The organism is Oceanicella actignis, from assembly GCF_008124525.1.
GTDB lineage: Bacteria > Pseudomonadota > Alphaproteobacteria > Rhodobacterales > Rhodobacteraceae > Oceanicella > Oceanicella actignis.
The window spans coordinates 175,227-190,907 of record NZ_VNHJ01000008.1; the positions used below are offsets into that span (position 1 = coordinate 175,227).

The 15,681-nt window shown below is 67.0% G+C and carries 28 protein-coding genes; all 28 read right to left on the minus strand.

What is annotated here, in order from left to right; genetic code table 11:
* Positions 1-149: 149 nt before the first annotated feature.
* Positions 150-572 (minus strand): 50S ribosomal protein L17, encoded by a 423-nt coding sequence (gene rplQ / locus LY05_RS12165; RefSeq protein WP_072747776.1) that lies wholly within the window; start codon positions 570-572, stop codon positions 150-152.
* A 105-nt stretch (positions 573-677) separates the two neighbouring features.
* Positions 678-1,694 (minus strand): DNA-directed RNA polymerase subunit alpha, encoded by a 1,017-nt coding sequence (locus tag LY05_RS12170; protein ID WP_072747777.1) that lies wholly within the window; start codon positions 1,692-1,694, stop codon positions 678-680.
* A 139-nt stretch (positions 1,695-1,833) separates the two neighbouring features.
* Positions 1,834-2,223 carry a 30S ribosomal protein S11 gene (gene rpsK / locus LY05_RS12175; protein WP_072747778.1) on the minus strand — a complete coding sequence of 130 codons (390 nt, stop codon included), beginning with the start codon at positions 2,221-2,223 and terminating at the stop codon, positions 1,834-1,836.
* Between the two features lie 12 nt (positions 2,224-2,235).
* Positions 2,236-2,604 (minus strand): 30S ribosomal protein S13, encoded by a 369-nt coding sequence (rpsM, locus tag LY05_RS12180; protein WP_072747779.1) that lies wholly within the window; start codon positions 2,602-2,604, stop codon positions 2,236-2,238.
* Between the two features lie 271 nt (positions 2,605-2,875).
* The gene (locus LY05_RS12185) at positions 2,876-3,526 is read right to left on the minus strand and encodes an adenylate kinase (protein WP_148923339.1); all 651 of its coding nucleotides are present in this window, start codon (positions 3,524-3,526) and stop codon (positions 2,876-2,878) included.
* Entirely contained in the window at positions 3,526-4,884 is a 1,359-nt protein-coding gene (gene secY / locus LY05_RS12190) for a preprotein translocase subunit SecY (RefSeq protein ID WP_072747781.1), read from the minus strand. The genes LY05_RS12185 and secY overlap by 1 nt, the downstream gene beginning before the upstream one ends.
* A gap of 116 nt (positions 4,885-5,000) precedes the next feature.
* On the minus strand, positions 5,001-5,492 hold the full coding sequence (rplO, locus tag LY05_RS12195) for a 50S ribosomal protein L15 (RefSeq protein ID WP_072747782.1): 492 nt from the start codon (positions 5,490-5,492) through the stop codon (positions 5,001-5,003).
* Between the two features lie 110 nt (positions 5,493-5,602).
* The gene (gene rpmD / locus LY05_RS12200) at positions 5,603-5,791 is read right to left on the minus strand and encodes a 50S ribosomal protein L30 (RefSeq protein WP_072747783.1); all 189 of its coding nucleotides are present in this window, start codon (positions 5,789-5,791) and stop codon (positions 5,603-5,605) included.
* A gap of 11 nt (positions 5,792-5,802) precedes the next feature.
* Positions 5,803-6,372: a 30S ribosomal protein S5 gene (gene rpsE / locus LY05_RS12205; RefSeq protein WP_072747784.1), complete on the minus strand. Its 570-nt coding sequence runs from the start codon at positions 6,370-6,372 to the stop codon at positions 5,803-5,805.
* A 10-nt stretch (positions 6,373-6,382) separates the two neighbouring features.
* Positions 6,383-6,742 (minus strand): 50S ribosomal protein L18, encoded by a 360-nt coding sequence (gene rplR, locus LY05_RS12210; protein WP_148923340.1) that lies wholly within the window; start codon positions 6,740-6,742, stop codon positions 6,383-6,385.
* Between the two features lie 11 nt (positions 6,743-6,753).
* Complete coding sequence (rplF, locus tag LY05_RS12215; protein WP_072747786.1) at positions 6,754-7,287, minus strand: 50S ribosomal protein L6; 534 nt, start codon at positions 7,285-7,287, stop codon at positions 6,754-6,756.
* A gap of 10 nt (positions 7,288-7,297) precedes the next feature.
* Complete coding sequence (rpsH, locus tag LY05_RS12220) at positions 7,298-7,696, minus strand: 30S ribosomal protein S8 (RefSeq protein ID WP_091764242.1); 399 nt, start codon at positions 7,694-7,696, stop codon at positions 7,298-7,300.
* An 11-nt stretch (positions 7,697-7,707) separates the two neighbouring features.
* Positions 7,708-8,013 carry a 30S ribosomal protein S14 gene (gene rpsN / locus LY05_RS12225; protein WP_072747787.1) on the minus strand — a complete coding sequence of 102 codons (306 nt, stop codon included), beginning with the start codon at positions 8,011-8,013 and terminating at the stop codon, positions 7,708-7,710.
* An 18-nt stretch (positions 8,014-8,031) separates the two neighbouring features.
* Positions 8,032-8,592: a 50S ribosomal protein L5 gene (rplE, locus tag LY05_RS12230; RefSeq protein ID WP_148923341.1), complete on the minus strand. Its 561-nt coding sequence runs from the start codon at positions 8,590-8,592 to the stop codon at positions 8,032-8,034.
* Complete coding sequence (gene rplX, locus LY05_RS12235) at positions 8,585-8,899, minus strand: 50S ribosomal protein L24 (protein WP_072747789.1); 315 nt, start codon at positions 8,897-8,899, stop codon at positions 8,585-8,587. Before rplX ends, rplE begins: the two co-directional genes overlap by 8 nt.
* Positions 8,899-9,267 (minus strand): 50S ribosomal protein L14, encoded by a 369-nt coding sequence (gene rplN, locus LY05_RS12240; protein WP_072747790.1) that lies wholly within the window; start codon positions 9,265-9,267, stop codon positions 8,899-8,901. The genes rplX and rplN overlap by 1 nt, the downstream gene beginning before the upstream one ends.
* 61 nt (positions 9,268-9,328) lie before the next feature.
* The gene (rpsQ, locus tag LY05_RS12245; RefSeq protein WP_072747791.1) at positions 9,329-9,565 is read right to left on the minus strand and encodes a 30S ribosomal protein S17; all 237 of its coding nucleotides are present in this window, start codon (positions 9,563-9,565) and stop codon (positions 9,329-9,331) included.
* 1 nt (position 9,566) lies between these two features.
* Positions 9,567-9,773, minus strand: a complete 207-nt coding sequence (gene rpmC / locus LY05_RS12250) for a 50S ribosomal protein L29 (protein WP_072747792.1) — start codon at positions 9,771-9,773, stop codon at positions 9,567-9,569.
* A 220-nt stretch (positions 9,774-9,993) separates the two neighbouring features.
* Positions 9,994-10,407, minus strand: coding sequence for a 50S ribosomal protein L16 (rplP, locus tag LY05_RS12255; RefSeq protein ID WP_072747793.1), 414 nt, complete (start codon positions 10,405-10,407; stop codon positions 9,994-9,996).
* 22 nt (positions 10,408-10,429) lie between these two features.
* The gene (rpsC, locus tag LY05_RS12260) at positions 10,430-11,143 is read right to left on the minus strand and encodes a 30S ribosomal protein S3 (protein WP_148923342.1); all 714 of its coding nucleotides are present in this window, start codon (positions 11,141-11,143) and stop codon (positions 10,430-10,432) included.
* Positions 11,143-11,523 (minus strand): 50S ribosomal protein L22, encoded by a 381-nt coding sequence (gene rplV, locus LY05_RS12265; protein ID WP_072747795.1) that lies wholly within the window; start codon positions 11,521-11,523, stop codon positions 11,143-11,145. Before rplV ends, rpsC begins: the two co-directional genes overlap by 1 nt.
* 3 nt (positions 11,524-11,526) lie before the next feature.
* Positions 11,527-11,805, minus strand: coding sequence for a 30S ribosomal protein S19 (gene rpsS / locus LY05_RS12270; protein ID WP_072747796.1), 279 nt, complete (start codon positions 11,803-11,805; stop codon positions 11,527-11,529).
* An 11-nt stretch (positions 11,806-11,816) separates the two neighbouring features.
* Positions 11,817-12,656 carry a 50S ribosomal protein L2 gene (gene rplB, locus LY05_RS12275; protein ID WP_148923343.1) on the minus strand — a complete coding sequence of 280 codons (840 nt, stop codon included), beginning with the start codon at positions 12,654-12,656 and terminating at the stop codon, positions 11,817-11,819.
* Positions 12,657-12,791: 135 nt separating this feature from the next.
* Positions 12,792-13,088 carry a 50S ribosomal protein L23 gene (locus LY05_RS12280; RefSeq protein WP_148923344.1) on the minus strand — a complete coding sequence of 99 codons (297 nt, stop codon included), beginning with the start codon at positions 13,086-13,088 and terminating at the stop codon, positions 12,792-12,794.
* Entirely contained in the window at positions 13,085-13,705 is a 621-nt protein-coding gene (gene rplD, locus LY05_RS12285; protein ID WP_148923345.1) for a 50S ribosomal protein L4, read from the minus strand. The genes LY05_RS12280 and rplD overlap by 4 nt, the downstream gene beginning before the upstream one ends.
* The gene (gene rplC, locus LY05_RS12290; RefSeq protein ID WP_072747800.1) at positions 13,705-14,433 is read right to left on the minus strand and encodes a 50S ribosomal protein L3; all 729 of its coding nucleotides are present in this window, start codon (positions 14,431-14,433) and stop codon (positions 13,705-13,707) included. Before rplC ends, rplD begins: the two co-directional genes overlap by 1 nt.
* 10 nt (positions 14,434-14,443) lie before the next feature.
* Entirely contained in the window at positions 14,444-14,752 is a 309-nt protein-coding gene (rpsJ, locus tag LY05_RS12295; protein WP_072747801.1) for a 30S ribosomal protein S10, read from the minus strand.
* 81 nt (positions 14,753-14,833) lie between these two features.
* On the minus strand, positions 14,834-15,681 hold an 848-nt coding region (locus LY05_RS12300), incomplete at its 5' end, for an elongation factor Tu (RefSeq protein ID WP_148922026.1).

A 15,681-nucleotide genomic window follows, 5' to 3' on the forward strand; every position in this document is an offset into this window, starting at 1 on the left:
CAGCCATGCCATCGCCCATCCGGGTGGGGCCCAGATGCGGCCTGCGCCAGATATAGACCCCGCCGGAGGCGGGCGAAAGGCGCACGAAAAAGGGCGCGCGCCCCGCGGCGCGCGCCCTGCCGGATGCTCCCGCCCCGAAGGGCCGGGCGTCACTCTTCGGCCGCTTCCTCTTCGGCGGCGACGCGGGCCTTGTCGGCCGCGCCCTTGGCCGCCGGATCGCGGTCGACCAGCTCGATGATCGCCATCGGGGCCATGTCGCCATAGCGGAAGCCCGCCTTGAGCACGCGCGAGTAGCCGCCCGGGCGCTCGGCGTAGCGGGGGCCGAGAACGTCGAACAGCTTCTTCACCGCCTCTTCCGACTTCAGCTGCGCGGCAGCCTGACGGCGGGCGTGCAGGTCGCCGCGCTTGCCCAGCGTGATGATCTTGTCGATGATCCGCTTCAGCTCCTTGGCCTTGGGCAGCGTGGTCTTGATCTGCTCGTGGATGATGAGCGAGGTCGCCATGTTGGCGAACATCGCCTTGCGGTGCTCATGAGTCCGGTTGAGCTTGCGGTAGCCGTTGCCGTGCCGCATGTCGTGTCTCCTTCAGGGTTATGCTTTGTCCGGCCTCGTCTGTCGGAGGCCTCCTTGGGGCGCGGGGCCCGGGGCCCGGCCGCGCCTGGCGCGGCCGGAAGGCGGTCAGAACTGGTCTTCGTACTTGCGCGCCAGCTCTTCGATGTTCTCGGGCGGCCAGTCGGGAATGTCCATGCCCAGGTGCAGCCCCATCGAGGACAGCACCTCCTTGATCTCGTTGAGCGACTTGCGGCCGAAATTCGGCGTGCGCAGCATCTCGGCCTCGGTCTTCTGGATCAGGTCGCCGATGTAGACGATGTTGTCGTTCTTCAGGCAGTTGGCCGAACGCACCGACAGTTCGAGCTCGTCGACCTTCTTGAGCAGCAGCGGGTTGAACTCCAGCTCGTCCTGCTCCTCGTGGCGGCCCGAGACCTCGGGCTCCTCGAAGTTGACGAAGACCTGCAGCTGGTCCTGCAGGATCCGCGCCGCATAGGCGATGGCGTCCTCGGGCGCGACCGAGCCGTCGGTCTCGACCGTCAGGGTCAGCTTGTCGTAGTCGAGCACCTGCCCCTCGCGGGTCGGCTCGACCTTGTAGGACACGCGGCGCACCGGCGAGTAGAGCGCATCGACCGGGATGAGGCCGATCGGCGCGTCCTCGACCTTGGCCTTGTCGGCCGAGACGTAGCCCTTGCCGGTGTTGACGGTGACTTCCATATGGAACTTGGCGCCCTCGTCAAGATGGCAGATGACGTGGTCGGGGTTGAGGATGGTGATGCCGTTGGTCACCTCGAACTGACCCGCGGTCACCACGCCCGGCCCCTCGGCGCGCAGGCTGATGCGCTTGGGGCCCTCGACCTCCATCTTCACCGCCACGCCCTTGACGTTGAGCACGATGTCGGTCACGTCCTCGCGCACGCCGGGGACCGACGAGAACTCGTGCAGCACGCCGTCGATCTGGATCGAGGTGATCGCCGCGCCCTGCAGCGACGACAGCAGCACCCGCCGCAGCGCATTGCCCAGCGTCAGGCCGAAGCCGCGCTCGAGCGGCTCGGCGATGGCGACCGCCTGGCGCGCCGGATCGTCGCCGGGCTTGATCTCGAGCCCGTTCGGCCGGATGAGCTCCTGCCAGTTCTTGTGGATCATGCTTTGGTCCTCCATTCCTGCCCGGACGGGATCCCGCCGTTCCGGACGCCCCGAGGAATTCGTTTTGTTCGCGCGTCCGTCAGAACGCAGACCGGCCCGCTCCGGTCCAGAGCGGGCCCATCATGCTTGTCGCGGCGCGTCAGACGCGGCGGCGCTTGGGCGGCCGGCACCCGTTGTGCGGGATCGGCGTGACGTCGCGGATCGAGGTCACGACCAGACCCACCGCCTGAAGCGCGCGCAGGGCGCTTTCGCGGCCCGAGCCGGGGCCCTGAACCTGCACCTCGACGGTGCGCATGCCATGCTCCTGCGCCTTCTTGGCGGCGTCCTCGGCGGCGACCTGCGCCGCATAGGGCGTGGACTTGCGCGAGCCCTTGAAGCCCATCGCGCCGGCCGACGACCAGGCGATCGCGTTGCCCTGCGCGTCCGAGATCAGGATCTTGGTGTTGTTGAAGGAGGAATTCACGTGGACCACGCCCGACGAGATGTTCTTCCGCTCCTTGCGCTTCAGGCGCTGCTTTTCGCGAGCCATCTGTCCGCCTCCTTACTTCTTCTTGCCGGCGATCGGCTTGGCCGGGCCCTTGCGGGTGCGCGCGTTGGTGTGCGTGCGCTGCCCGCGCACCGGCAGACCGCGGCGATGGCGCAGGCCGCGATAGCAGCCCAGATCCATGAGCCGCTTGATGTTCATCGACACCTCGCGGCGCAGGTCGCCCTCGACCGTGTAGTTGGCGTCGATGTGCTCGCGAATCGCGAGGACTTCGGCGTCGGACAGCTCGTTCACGCGGCGGGATTCGTCGATGCCGACCGCCTCGCAGATCTTCTTGGCCGAGGTGTCTCCGATGCCGTGGATGTAGGTGAGGGCGACATGCACCCTCTTGTTCGTCGGGATGTTAACGCCAGCGATGCGCGCCAAGTTTCAGCTCCGTCGTGTCGGGCGCCCCCGCTTCCGGGGGCGGTGATTTCTCAAAACCAAAACCGACCGAGCGTCACTCAGCCGGTTGCGTGTTCGCCCCGAAGGGCCGTCATCCCGCAATCGCGCCTCGAGGTGAAATGGAGGGCGACTCTCCTGCCTTGGAGAGCGCGCAGTATAGAAGCGCCCGGCCCCGAGTCAACCGCGTGTCAACCGCGTGTGGGCCGTGCGTCGGCGGCGCCCGGACCCTTGATCCGGGCGCCGCCGGGCGGCCTCATTCGTCGAGCGCCTTGCGGATCTCGGCGGCGACCTCCTCGATCGCGCCCAGGCCGTTGACCGTGCGCAGCAGCCCCTTGGCGTAGTAGTAGCCGATCAGGGGCGAAGTGTCGCGGTAGTAGTTGAACAGCCGCTTGCGCATGGATTCTTCGTTGTCGTCCGCGCGCCGCACGAAGCTGTCCTTCGCGCCGCACTTGTCGCACACGCCCTCGACCTTCGGACGCTTGGTCACGTCGTGATAGACCTCGCCGCAGGCGCCGCAGGTGAAGCGGCCGGTGACGCGGGCGATGAGCTCGTCGTCGTCGACGCGCATCTCGATCACCCGGTCCAGCTTCAGCCCCTTGGCGTCCAGCAGCTCGCCCAGCGCGTCGGCCTGGGGCAGCGTGCGCGGGAAGCCGTCGAAGATCACCCCCTTCTCGGCGGCGCCCGATTCGAGCTGCTCGGCGATCAGGCCGATCACGATCTCGTCCGTGACCAGATCGCCGCGGGCCATGATGTCCTTGACCTTGCGCCCCAGCTCGGACCCCGAGGCCTGCGCCGCGCGCAGCATGTCCCCGGTGGAGAGCTGGACCATGCCCCGCTCCTCGATCAGGATCCGCGCCTGGGTGCCCTTGCCGGCGCCCGGCGGACCAAGAAGTATGATGTTCATCAGCGCTTCCTCGCTCCGGCCTTGCCCTTCTTGCCCTTGCCGCGAAGCTTCGATCTTTCGATCAGCCCCTCATACTGATGCGCCAGCAGGTGGCTTTGCACCTGGGTGACCGTGTCCATGGTCACCGAGACGACGATCAGCAGCGACGTGCCGCCAAAGTAGAAGGGCACGCCGAGTTCCGAAATGAGAAATTCGGGCAAGAGACAAATCAGCGCAAGGTAGCCCGCGCCGATCACCGTCAGGCGGTTCAGGACGTAGTCCAGATACTCGGCCGTCTTCTTGCCCGGACGGATGCCGGGCACGTAGCCGCCGTTGCGCTTGAGGTTCTCGGCCACCTCGTCGGGGTTGAAGACCACGGCGGTGTAGAAGAAGGCGAAGAACACGATCAGCGCCACGAACGTGATCAGATAGAGCGGCTGGCCGCGGCCCATATAGGCGGCGACGTAGCTCATGATGCCGCCCGCCCCGCCATCGGCCGAGAAGCTGGCGATCGTGGCCGGCATCAGCAGCAGCGACGAGGCGAAGATGGGCGGGATCACGCCCGCGGTGTTGACCTTGAGCGGCAGGAACGAGTTCTCGCCGCCGAACATCTTCATGCCCACCTGCCGCCGCGGATACTGCACCAGGATCCGGCGCTGGGCGCGCTCGACGAACACCACGCCGGCGATCACCGCCACCGCGCCGATCAGCACCGCCAGCATGGCCGCCACGCTCAGCTGCCCGGTGCGGCCCAGCTCGAAGAACTGCGCCAGGGCCGCGGGCAGCTCGGCGACGATGCCGACATAGATGATGAGCGAGATGCCGTTGCCGATGCCGCGTGCGGTGATCTGCTCGCCCAGCCACATCAGGAACATGGTTCCGCCGACCAGGGTGATGACCGCCGTGGCGCGGAAGAACCAGCCCGGATCGGTCGCCAGGCCCTGCGCCTCCATGCCCACGGCGATGCCGTAAGCCTGCACCGTGGCCAGAACGACCGTGCCGTAGCGGGTATACTGGTTGATCTTGCGCCGGCCCGACTCGCCCTCTTTCTTGAGCTTCTCCAGCTCGGGGACCATCGAGGTCAGCAGCTGCATGATGATCGACGCCGAGATGTAGGGCATGATGCCCAGGGCGAAGATCGCCATGCGGCTGACCGCGCCGCCGGCGAACATGTTGAACACGCCCAGAATGCCCGAGCTCGTCTGCTCGATGAAGCGGCTCAGCTCCACCGGGTCGATGCCGGGCATGGGAATGTAGGTGCCCAGCCGATAGATGATCAGCAGCCCGAGCGTGAACCAGATGCGGTTCTGCAGATCCTTGGCCTTGCCGAAGGTGCTCCAGCTCAGGTTGGCCGCCATTTGCTCCGCAGCAGACGCCATGTGTTCAGGCCTCCATAGCCTTCATTCGCGAAAAACGCCGCCGCGACCTTGCGGACCGCGGCGGCGCAAACCTGACGGCAGGGCGCGCGGAACGGGGCCGCACGCGCCCGCCCGCGTCACTCGGCGGCCGGCTCGGCGGCGGCCTTGGCCGGCGCGGTCAGCTCGATCGCGCCGCCGGCCTTCTCGACCGCGGCGACGGCGGCCTTCGAGGCGCCGGCGATCTTCAGCTTCACCGCCTGCTTGAGCTCGCCGCGCGCCAGCAGACGCACGCCGTCCAGCTTGCGGCGCACCAGCCCCGAGGCGACCAGCGCGTCCTCGTCGATGAGCGCCGCGGCGTCCAGCTTGCCCGCGTCGATGAATTTCTGCAGGCCGTCCAGGTTGATGACGGCGAATTCCTTGCGGAACGGGTTGTTGAAGCCGCGCTTGGGCAGGCGGCGATAGATCGGCATCTGGCCGCCTTCGAACCCGTTGATGGCCACGCCCGAGCGGGACTTCTGACCCTTGATGCCGCGACCGGCGGTCTTGCCCTTGCCCGAGCCCGGGCCGCGGCCCACGCGCTTGGCCTTGCGGGCGGCGCCGGGATTGTCGCGCAGTTCGTGAAGCTTCATGACGCTGTCTCCTTCTTGTCGGACGTCCGCCGCGGCGTCATCGCGCCGGACCCTCGACCTCGATCCTGAATCGCTTCCGGCGCCCGCGGGCGCCGGAAGGCAACGAACGCTTAGCCGCGCTCTTCGACGATTTCAACCAGATGCGGGATCTTGGCGACCATGCCGCGGATCGCCGGAGTGTCCTCCAGCTCGCGCGTCTTGTGCATCTTGTTGAGGCCCAGCCCGATCAGGATCTGGCGCTGGACCGCGGGGCGGCGGATCGGCGAGCCGATCTGCTTGACGACGATGGTCTTGGCCATTGGTCAGCTCCTCAGGCTTGGGCTTCGGCCGAAGCCGGAGCCTCGTCGCGCTTGGGCAGGATGTCGGCGACCTTCTTGCCCCGGCGCGCGGCGACCTGACGCGGCGACTGCTCGCTGGTCAGGGCGTCGATGGTGGCGCGGATCATGTTGTAGGGGTTCTGCGACCCGATCGACTTGGCCACCACGTCCTGCACGCCCAGCATCTCGAACACCGCGCGCATCGGACCGCCGGCGATGATGCCGGTGCCCTGGGGCGCGGTGCGCATCACCACCTTGCCGGCGCCGTGACGCCCTTCCATGTCGTGATGCAGGGTGCGGCCCTCGCGCAGGGGGACGCGGATCATCTGCCGCTTGGCCTGCTCGGTGGCCTTGCGGATCGCCTCGGGCACCTCGCGGGCCTTGCCCTTGCCGAAGCCGACGCGGCCCTTCTGATCGCCCACGACCACCAGCGCGGCGAAGCCGAAGCGCTTGCCGCCCTTCACGGTCTTGGACACGCGGTTGATCGCGACGAGGCGATCGGCGAATTCCGGCTCTTCGTCGCGGTCGCGACGACGATCCCGGCGGTTGTCTTCCCTTGCCATGCTCGCCTCCTTAGAACTTCAGACCGCCTTCACGGGCGGCGTCGGCAAGCGCCTTGACCTTCCCGTGATAGAGGTAACCGCCGCGGTCGAAAACGACCTCCTCGACGCCGGCGGCCTTGGCGCGCTCGGCGATCACCGCGCCGATCTTCGCCGCGGCCTCGACGTTGTTGCGCCCGACCAGGCCAAGGGCCTTCTCGAGCGTCGAGGCGGCCGCCAGGGTGCGGCCCTGAACGTCGTCGATGACCTGCACCGAGATGTTCTTGAGCGAGCGGTGCACCGACAGGCGCGGCTTGCCGCCCGCATGCTTCTTCAGATGGTTCCGGACGCGCAGACGGCGCTTCTGGAACAAGGTTCTCTTGCTGTTCGCCATGGCTGTCGTCCTTACTTCTTCTTGCCTTCCTTGCGGAAGATGTACTCGCCCTTGTAGCGGATGCCCTTGCCCTTGTAGGGCTCGGGGCGGCGCCACTCGCGGATGTTCGCGGCGACCTGGCCGACCAGCTGCTGGTCGATGCCGGACACCTCGATCTCGGTGGGCTTGGCGCAGACGATCTGCACGCCTTCCGGGATCGGGAAATCCACGTCGTGCGAGTAGCCGAGCGACAGCTTCAGAACCTTGCCCTGAACCTGGGCGCGGTAGCCGACGCCCTGGATCTCGAGCTGCTTCTTGAAGCCCTCGGTCACGCCGGTGACGCAGTTCTGCACCTGGGTGCGGGACATGCCCCACTGCTGGCGCGCGCGCTTGGAGTTCGAACGCGGAACCACCTTCACCACGTTGTCCTCGACGACGAGGCTCACGTCGTCGGTGGCGGTGAAGCTGCGCACGCCCTTGGGGCCCTTGACCTCGATGGTCTGACCCGACACGTGGGCGGTCACGCCCGAGGGCAGTTCGACAGGTTTCTTGCCGATGCGGGACATCGCGGCCTCCTCAGAACACGGTGCACAGAACCTCGCCGCCGACATTGTCGGTGCGGGCCTGCGCGTCGGACATGATGCCCTTCGGCGTGGAGACGATGGCGACGCCCAGGCCCTGGCGGACCTGCGGGATCTCCTTCACGCCCATGTAGACCCGGCGGCCGGGCTTGGACACGCGCTTGATCTCGCGGATCACGGGCGCGCCGTCATGGTACTTGAGCGAGATCTCGAACTCGGGCAGGCCGCGCTCGTTCTGCACCTTCTCGTAGCCGCGGATGTAGCCCTCGGCCTTGAGAACGTCCAGAACCCAGCCGCGGACCTTCGAGGCCGGCGTGCGGACGGTGGACTTGCCGCGCATCTGCGCGTTGCGGATGCGGGTCAGCATATCGCCGAGAGGATCGTTCACAGACATCTGCTATCTCCTCACCAGCTCGACTTCACCATGCCGGGGATCTCGCCCTTCGAGGCGAAATCGCGCAGCGCGATGCGGGACATCTTCAGCTTGCGATAGTAGGCGCGCGGACGGCCCGTGACCTCGCAGCGGTTGCGCAGGCGCGTCGGCGACGAGTTGCGCGGCAGCTTGGCCAGCTTCAGGCGCGCCTTGAAGCGCTCTTCCATCGGAAGCGACTGGTCGTTGGCGATCGCCTTCAGCGCCTCGCGCTTCGCGGCGAACTTCGCGACCAGACGCTGGCGCTTCTTCTCGCGCTCGATCATGCTCACTTTAGCCATGGTCTATCTCCTGCGCGATCACTTCGAGAAGGGCATGTTGAAATGCTTCAACAGCGCCTTGGCTTCCGCGTCGGTGCGCGCGGTGGTGCACATCACGATGTCCATGCCCCAGGTCTGATCGATCTTGTCGTAGTCGATCTCGGGGAAGACGATGTGCTCCTTCAGGCCCATGGCGTAGTTGCCGCGCCCGTCGAACGCATCGCCCTTCACGCCGCGGAAGTCGCGGACGCGGGGCAGCGCGATGGTGATCAGCCGATCAAGGAACTCGTACATGCGGTCGCCGCGAAGGGTGACCTTGACGCCCAGCGGCATGCCCTCGCGGACCTTGAAGCCGGCGATCGACTTCTTGGCCTTGGTGATCACGGGCTTCTGGCCGGCGATCGCCATGAGGTCGTCATGGGCGGCCTTGATCTTCTTCGAATCCGACACCGCCTCGCCGACGCCCATGTTCAGGACGATCTTCTCGAGGCGCGGGATCATCATGTCGTTCTTGTAGCCGAACTCTTCCTTCAGCGCCGCACGGATCTTCTCCTTGTACAGCGTCTTCAGGCGCGGCTCGTAGCCAGCAGCGTCAAGCATCGATGACCTCCCCCGACTTCTTGGCGAAACGGACCTTCTTGCCGTCCACCATCTTGAAGCCGACCCGGGTCGGGACGCCTTCCTTCGGATCGACGAGCGCGAGGTTCGACAGGTGAATGGGCGCCGGCTGCGGAATGCGGCCGCCCTGGCTGGCCTGGCTCGGACGGGTGTGGCGGATGACGACGTTCACGCCGTCGACGATGGCGCGGCCCTCCTTGGGCATGACCTTCAGGATCTCGCCCTGCTTGCCCTTGTCGCGGCCGGCCAGCACGACGACCTTGTCGCCCTTCTTCAGCTTCGCGGCCATCACAGCACCTCCGGCGCGAGCGAGATGATCTTCATGAAGTTCTTCGCGCGCAGCTCGCGCACGACCGGGCCGAAGATGCGGGTGCCGATCGGCTCGAGGTTGTTGTTGAGGATCACCGCCGCGTTGCCGTCGAAACGGATCGCGGTGCCGTCGGGACGACGGACCTCTTTCGCGGTGCGCACGACGACGGCCTTGCGCACGTCGCCCTTCTTCACGCGGCCGCGGGGGATGGCCTCCTTGACGGAGACCACGATGACGTCCCCGACCGACGCGTATTTGCGCTTCGCGCCGCCGAGGACCTTGATGCACTGCACCCGACGCGCGCCGGAGTTGTCGGCGACGTCCAGATTGGTCTGCATCTGGATCATGGTGTTGCTCCCGACCTGCGGGGACGCGCCCCGCGGTTTCGACTGTGCCGGTCAGACGGCGTCAGGCTTCGCTGACGACGACTTCCCAGCGCTTGGTTTTCGAGATGGGCGCGCATTCGCGGATGCGGACGACGTCCCCCACCTTGAAGCGGTTCTCCGGGTCGTGGGCCCGGTATTTCTTCGACTTGCGCACGGTCTTCTGCATCAGCGGATGCTTGAAGCGGCGCTCGACCAGGACCGTGACGGTCTGCTCGTTCTTGTCGCTCACCACGGTGCCCTGAAGGATGCGTTTGGGCATCTTACGCCTCCTGAGCCGCGGCGGCGGCCTTCTCGTTCAGAATGGTCTTCACACGGGCGATGTCCTTGCGGACCTGCCCCACGCGCGCGGTGCTTTCCAGCTGGCCGGTGGCGGCCTGGAAGCGGAGGTTGAAGGCCTCCTTCTTCAGGGCCTCGAGCTGCGCGCGCAGCTCGTCGGGAGTCTTGTCCCGCAGTTCCTGGGCTTTCATGCCGGTCTTCCTTCTCACAACACTCACCGGAGAGCCTGCGCGCGGCCGCGACAGTCACCCTGATTCCGGTGGAGGACATGGATGAGGGGGCCGTATACCCCCCGGCGGCCCGCTTGGCAACCCCCAGCCCGCCCGGCGCGGTCCGAACGCCGCCGCGACCGGCCGAAAAGGCAAGGGCCCCGCCGAAGCGGGGCCCTTTCGCGGATCGCGCGGGGCGATCTCACCAGTCTTCGCGCTGGACGAAGCGGCACTTGATGGGCAGCTTCATCGCCGCCAGGCGCAGCGCCTCGCGGGCGACGGGCTCGGACACGCCGTCGATCTCGAACATGATGCGGCCGGGCTTGACCTTGGCCGCCCAGTATTCGACCGAACCCTTGCCCTTGCCCATGCGGACCTCGGTCGGCTTCTGCGTCACCGGCACGTCCGGGAAGATGCGGATCCACACGCGGCCCTGACGCTTCATGTGACGCGTCATGGCGCGGCGGGCCGCCTCGATCTGCCGGGCGGTGATGCGCTCGGGCTCGACCGCCTTCAGCCCATAGTGACCGAAGTTCAGCTCGAAGCCGCCCTTGGCCTCGCCGTGAATCCGGCCCTTGTGCTGCTTGCGGAATTTGGTGCGCTTCGGGGAAAGCATCTGATCACTCCTTCAAGCGGGCTCAGCGGCGCGGGCCGCCGGGACGACCGCCGGGACGGCCGCCCTCCTGCAGCTCGGCCTGACGGCGGTCGCGGGCGGACGGGTCGTGCTCGAGGATCTCGCCCTTGAAGATCCAGACCTTGATGCCGATCACGCCATAGGCGGTCTTGGCCTCGACATGCGCGTAGTCGATGTCCGCGCGCAGGGTGTGCAGGGGCACGCGGCCCTCGCGATACCACTCGGTGCGCGCGATCTCGGCGCCGCCCAGACGCCCCGAGGCGTTGATGCGGATGCCGAGCGCGCCCATGCGCATGGCGTTCTGCACCGCGCGCTTGATGGCGCGGCGGAAGGCGACGCGGCGCTCGAGCTGCTGGGCGATGTTCTCGCCCACCAGCTGGGCGTCGATCTCGGGCTTGCGCACCTCGACGATGTTCAGGTGCAGCTCCGAGTTGGTCAGCTTGGCCACTTCCTGGCGAAGCTTCTCGATGTCGGCGCCCTTCTTGCCGATGATCACGCCGGGGCGGGCGCTGTGGATCGTCACGCGGCACTTGCGGTGCGGACGCTCGATCACGACGCGGCTGATGCCCGCATTCGCGCACTTCTTGCGGATGAAGTTGCGGATGCGGATGTCCTCATGGAGCAGCGCGCCGTAGTCCTTGGTGTTCGCGAACCACCGGCTGTCCCAGGTGCGGTTGATCTGCAGGCGCAGACCGATCGGATTGACCTTGTTGCCCATTACGAGTCTTCCTCGACCTGACGGACCTTGACGGTGATCTGGCTGAACGGCTTGAAGATCCGGCCGAAACGGCCGCGCGCGCGCGGACGCCCGCGCTTCATCACCAGGTTCTTGCCCACCCAGGCCTCGGCGACGATCAGGGAATCGACGTCAAGCCCATGGTTGTTCTCGGCGTTCGCGATCGCGGACTTGAGCGCCTTCTGCACGTCCTTGGCGATGCGCTTCTTCGAGAACTGCAGCTCGGCAAGCGCCTTGCCGACCGGCTTGCGCCGGATCTGCTGCGCCAGCAGGTTGAGCTTCTGGGGCGACACGCGCAGCATGCGGCTGACGGCGATCGCCTCGTTTTCCGCGCAGCGGCGGGGATTGGCGGACTGGCCCATCGATTACCTCCGCTTCGCTTTCTTGTCGGCCGCATGGCCGTAATAGGTGCGGGTCGGCGAGAATTCGCCGAACTTCATGCCGATCATGTCTTCGGTCACCGACACGGGGATGTGCTTGTGACCGTTGTAGACGCCGAAGGTCAGCCCGACGAACTGGGGCAGGATGGTCGAACGGCGCGACCAGATCTTGATGACTTCGTTGCGACCCGACTCGCGCGCCTTCTCCGCCTTCTTCAGGACGTAGGAGTCGACGAACGGGCCCTTCCAAACTGAACGAGGCATTCAGTGGCTCCTTACTTCCGGCCCTTGCGCTGGTGGCGCGAGCGGATGATGAACTTGTCGGTGGCCTTGTTGGAGCGGGTGCGCCGCCCCTTGGTGTCCTTGCCCCACGGGGTGACCGGGGTGCGGCCGCCCGAGGTGCGGCCCTCGCCGCCGCCATGGGGGTGATCGATCGGGTTCATGGCCACGCCGCGCACCGAGGGGCGCTTGCCCAGATGGCGCGTGCGGCCGGCCTTGCCCAGGTTCTGGTTCGAGTGGTCGGGGTTCGAGACCGCGCCCACCGTGGCCATGCACTCCTGCCGGACCATGCGCAGCTCGCCCGAGCTCAGGCGGATCTGGGCGTAGCCGCCGTCGCGGCCCACGAACTGGGCGTAGGCGCCCGCGGCGCGCGCGATCTGGCCGCCCTTGCCGGGCTTGAGCTCGATGTTGTGAACGATGGTGCCGATCGGCATGCCGGTGAAGGGCATGGCGTTGCCCGGCTTCACGTCGACCTTCTTGCCCGCGATCACCTTGTCGCCCACCGCCAGGCGCTGCGGCGCCAGGATGTAGGCCAGCTCGCCGTCCTCATAGCGGATCAGGGCGATGAAGGCGGTGCGGTTGGGGTCGTATTCGATGCGCTCGACCGTGGCGGGCACGTCGAACTTGCGCCGCTTGAAATCGACGATTCGATAGAGCCGCTTGGCGCCGCCGCCGATGCGGCGCGCCGTGATGCGTCCGGTGTTGTTGCGGCCGCCCTTCTTCGTCAAGCCCTGGGTGAGCTTCTTGACGGGGCGGCCCTTGAACAGCTCCGAACGGTCGATCAGAACCAGCCCGCGCTGGCCCGGCGTCGTGGGGTTGTATGACTTCAACGCCATCTTGCTGTCTTCCGTTGCTGTGGGGGCTCTCTCGAACCCTCGGTTAAGCGGCCCCGGAGGTCCGCGAAATGACGATGCGAGGCCCGAAGGCCCCGCACCGGATCATGTGAGCGCGTCTCTTAAGACGCCGGACCCTCAGAGTCCAGTGGCCACGTCGATCGCGTTGCCCTCTTCGAGGGTGACGTAGGCCTTCTTCGTGTCCTTGCGCTTGCCGACCTTGCCGCGGAAGCGCTTGACCTTGCCCTTGGACACGACGGTGTTCACCGCCTTGACCTTCACGTTGAACAGGGCTTCGACCGCTTCCTTGATCTGCGGCTTGTTGGCGTCGATCGCCACCTCAAAGACCACCGCGTTGTGCTCGGACGCCATGGTGGACTTCTCGGTGATGATCGGGCGGCGGATCACGTCGTAGAGTTCGGGCTTGACGCTCATTTCAGGCGCGCCTCCAGCGCTTCGACGCCGGCCTTGGTCAGCACGAGCTGGTCGTGACGCAGGATGTCGTAGACATTCGCGCCCTGGCTCGGCAGCACGTTCAGGCCGTCGATGTTGCGGGACGCGCGGAGGAAGTTCTCGTTCACCTCCGCGCCGTCGATCACCAGCGCCTTGGTCAGCCCGAGCTTGTCGGCCCGCGCCTTCAGCGCCTTGGTCTTGGCCTCGGCCAGCTCGGCGTTCTCGATCACGATGATCTCGCCCGCCTTCGCCTTCGCCGACAGGGCCAGCTTCAGGCCCAGCTTGCGCACCTTCTTGGGCAGGTCATGCGCGTGGCTGCGCACCACCGGGCCCTTGACGGTGCCGCCGTGACGGAACTGCACCACGCCCTTGTCGCCGTGACGCGCGCCGCCGGTGCCCTTCTGACGATAGATCTTCTTCGTCGAGTAGGACACCTCGCCGCGGGTCTTGGTCTTGTGCGTGCCGGCCTGGCGCTTGGCGAGCTGCCAGCGCACCACGCGGTGCAGGATGTCCGCGCGCGGCTCCAGCCCGAAGATGTCGTCGGCGAGCTCGATCTCGCCGGCGGCGCCGGCGTCGAGGTTCTTGACTTCAGCTTTCATCACTCAGCACTCCCCTCGTCGGCGGGGGCTTCGGCCGCCTCGGCCGCGGCTTCGGACTTGCGGATCGCGGCCGGAAGGGGCAGGCCCTCGGGCGGGCGCTTCTTGACCGCGTCCTTGATCGTGACCCAGCCGCCCTTCGATCCGGGCACCGCGCCCTTGACCATGATCAGGCCGCGCTCGGGGTCGGTCTTGACGACCTCGAGGTTCTGCACCGTCACGCGGGCGGCGCCCATGTGGCCGGCCATCTTCTTGCCCTTGAACACGCGGCCCGGGTCCTGGCACTGACCCGTCGAGCCGTGCGAGCGGTGCGAGATCGACACGCCGTGCGACGCCCGAAGGCCGCCGAAGTTGTGCCGCTTCATCGCGCCCGCAAAGCCCTTGCCGATCGAGGTGCCGGCCACGTCCACGTGCTGGCCGGGCACGAAATGGTCGGCCGTGATCTCGGCACCGACCTCGATCAGGTTCTCGGGGCTCACGCGGAACTCGGCCAGCTTGCGCTTGGGCGCGACGGACGCCTTGGCGAAATGGCCCCGCATGGGCTTGGTCACGTTCTTGGGCTTGGCCGCGCCGGCGCCCAGCTGAACGGCCGCGTAGCCGTCCTTCTCGGGGGTGCGCTGCGCGACCACCTGAACGTTCTCCATCTGGAGGACGGTCACGGGAATCTGTGCGCCGTCTTCCTTGAACAGCCGGGTCATGCCCAGCTTCTTCGCGATCACTCCGGAGCGCATGTCACCCTCCTCAGAGCTTGATCTCGACGTCCACGCCGGCGGCGAGGTCGAGCTTCATCAGCGCGTCCACCGTCTGCGGGGTCGGGTCCACGATGTCGAGCAGCCGCTTGTGGGTGCGGATCTCGAACTGCTCACGGCTCTTCTTGTCGATGTGCGGACCGCGAAGAACGGTGAACTTCTCGATCTTGTTCGGCAGGGGAATCGGTCCGCGCACGGTGGCGCCGGTCCGCTTCGCCGTCGAGACGATCTCCTGGGCGCTGGCGTCCAGGACGCGGTGGTCGAACGCCTTCAGGCGGATCCGGATGTTCTGGCCTTGCATGGCTCTACCTCTGTGATCGCAGGGAACTCAATGCGACGGCCGGGGGGCGCGCCCCCGGCCGCCGAGAGCAGAACTGCGCGCTTACTCGATGATCTTCGAGACGACGCCGGCGCCGACGGTGCGGCCGCCCTCGCGGATGGCGAAGCGCAGGCGCTCCTCCATGGCGATGGGGGCGATCAGCTCGACCTCGAACTTCAGGTTGTCGCCGGGCATCACCATCTCGACGCCCTCGGGCAGCTTCACCGTCCCGGTCACGTCCGTGGTGCGGAAGTAGAACTGCGGGCGGTAGTTGGTGAAGAACGGCGTGTGGCGGCCGCCCTCCTCCTTGGTCAGGATGTAGGCCTCGGCCTCGAACTTGGTGTGCGGCGTCACCGAACCCGGCTTGCACAGAACCTGGCCGCGCTCGACGTCCTCGCGCCCGATGCCGCGCAGCAGCGCGCCGATGTTGTCGCCCGCCTCGCCGCGGTCCAGCAGCTTGCGGAACATCTCGACGCCCGTGCAGGTCGTCTTCTTGGTCGGACGCAGACCCACGATCTCGACCTCGTCGCCGACCGTGATCACGCCGCGCTCGACGCGGCCCGTCACCACCGTGCCGCGGCCCGAAATCGAGAACACGTCCTCGATCGGCATCAGGAAGGGCTGGTCGATCGGACGCTCGGGCGTCGGGATGTACTCGTCAACCGCCGCCATCAGCTCGCGGATCTTGTTCTCGCCGATCTCGGGGTCGCGGCCCTCGAGCGCCGCAAGCGCCGAGCCCGCGATGATCGGAATCTCGTCGCCCGGGAAGTCGTAGGACGACAGCAGCTCGCGCACCTCCATCTCGACCAGCTCGAGCAGCTCGGGATCGTCGACCTGGTCCACCTTGTTCAGGAACACCACCAGCGCCGGAACGCCCACCTGGCGCGCCAGCAGGATGTGCTCGCGCGTCT

Coding starts and splice junctions, on each gene's coding strand:
- rplP (WP_072747793.1), bottom strand. CDS start 10,407: ATGCTTTCCCCGAAGCGCACCAAATTCCGCAAGCAGCACAAGGGCCGG.
- rplB (WP_148923343.1), bottom strand. CDS start 12,656: ATGGCGTTGAAGTCATACAACCCCACGACGCCGGGCCAGCGCGGGCTG.
- rpmC (WP_072747792.1), bottom strand. CDS start 9,773: ATGAAAGCCCAGGAACTGCGGGACAAGACTCCCGACGAGCTGCGCGCG.
- rplX (WP_072747789.1), bottom strand. CDS start 8,899: ATGGCCGCGAAGCTGAAGAAGGGCGACAAGGTCGTCGTGCTGGCCGGC.
- rpmD (WP_072747783.1), bottom strand. CDS start 5,791: ATGGCCAAGACCATCGTCGTCAAGCAGATCGGCTCGCCGATCCGCCGC.
- rplN (WP_072747790.1), bottom strand. CDS start 9,267: ATGATCCAGATGCAGACCAATCTGGACGTCGCCGACAACTCCGGCGCG.
- rplR (WP_148923340.1), bottom strand. CDS start 6,742: ATGGCGAACAGCAAGAGAACCTTGTTCCAGAAGCGCCGTCTGCGCGTC.
- rpsS (WP_072747796.1), bottom strand. CDS start 11,805: ATGCCTCGTTCAGTTTGGAAGGGCCCGTTCGTCGACTCCTACGTCCTG.
- rpsN (WP_072747787.1), bottom strand. CDS start 8,013: ATGGCTAAAGTGAGCATGATCGAGCGCGAGAAGAAGCGCCAGCGTCTG.
- LY05_RS12170 (WP_072747777.1), bottom strand. CDS start 1,694: ATGATCCACAAGAACTGGCAGGAGCTCATCCGGCCGAACGGGCTCGAG.
- rpsE (WP_072747784.1), bottom strand. CDS start 6,372: ATGGCAAGGGAAGACAACCGCCGGGATCGTCGTCGCGACCGCGACGAA.
- rplC (WP_072747800.1), bottom strand. CDS start 14,433: ATGCGCTCCGGAGTGATCGCGAAGAAGCTGGGCATGACCCGGCTGTTC.
- rplE (WP_148923341.1), bottom strand. CDS start 8,592: ATGCTTGACGCTGCTGGCTACGAGCCGCGCCTGAAGACGCTGTACAAG.
- rplQ (WP_072747776.1), bottom strand. CDS start 572: ATGCGGCACGGCAACGGCTACCGCAAGCTCAACCGGACTCATGAGCAC.
- rplO (WP_072747782.1), bottom strand. CDS start 5,492: ATGAAGCTTCACGAACTGCGCGACAATCCCGGCGCCGCCCGCAAGGCC.
- rpsC (WP_148923342.1), bottom strand. CDS start 11,143: ATGGGCAACAAGGTCAATCCGATCGGTCTGCGCCTGCAGATCAACCGC.
- rplV (WP_072747795.1), bottom strand. CDS start 11,523: ATGGGCCAGTCCGCCAATCCCCGCCGCTGCGCGGAAAACGAGGCGATC.
- rplD (WP_148923345.1), bottom strand. CDS start 13,705: ATGAAAGCTGAAGTCAAGAACCTCGACGCCGGCGCCGCCGGCGAGATC.
- rplF (WP_072747786.1), bottom strand. CDS start 7,287: ATGTCCCGCATCGGCAAGAAACCTGTCGAACTGCCCTCGGGCGTGACC.
- secY (WP_072747781.1), bottom strand. CDS start 4,884: ATGGCGTCTGCTGCGGAGCAAATGGCGGCCAACCTGAGCTGGAGCACC.
- LY05_RS12185 (WP_148923339.1), bottom strand. CDS start 3,526: ATGAACATCATACTTCTTGGTCCGCCGGGCGCCGGCAAGGGCACCCAG.
- rpsQ (WP_072747791.1), bottom strand. CDS start 9,565: ATGCCCAAACGCATCCTTCAGGGCACCGTGGTGAGCGACAAGAACGAG.
- rpsH (WP_091764242.1), bottom strand. CDS start 7,696: ATGTCTGTGAACGATCCTCTCGGCGATATGCTGACCCGCATCCGCAAC.
- LY05_RS12280 (WP_148923344.1), bottom strand. CDS start 13,088: ATGAGCGTCAAGCCCGAACTCTACGACGTGATCCGCCGCCCGATCATC.
- rpsJ (WP_072747801.1), bottom strand. CDS start 14,752: ATGCAAGGCCAGAACATCCGGATCCGCCTGAAGGCGTTCGACCACCGC.
- rpsK (WP_072747778.1), bottom strand. CDS start 2,223: ATGGCTCGCGAAAAGCAGCGCCTGAAGCGCAAGGAGCGGAAGAACATC.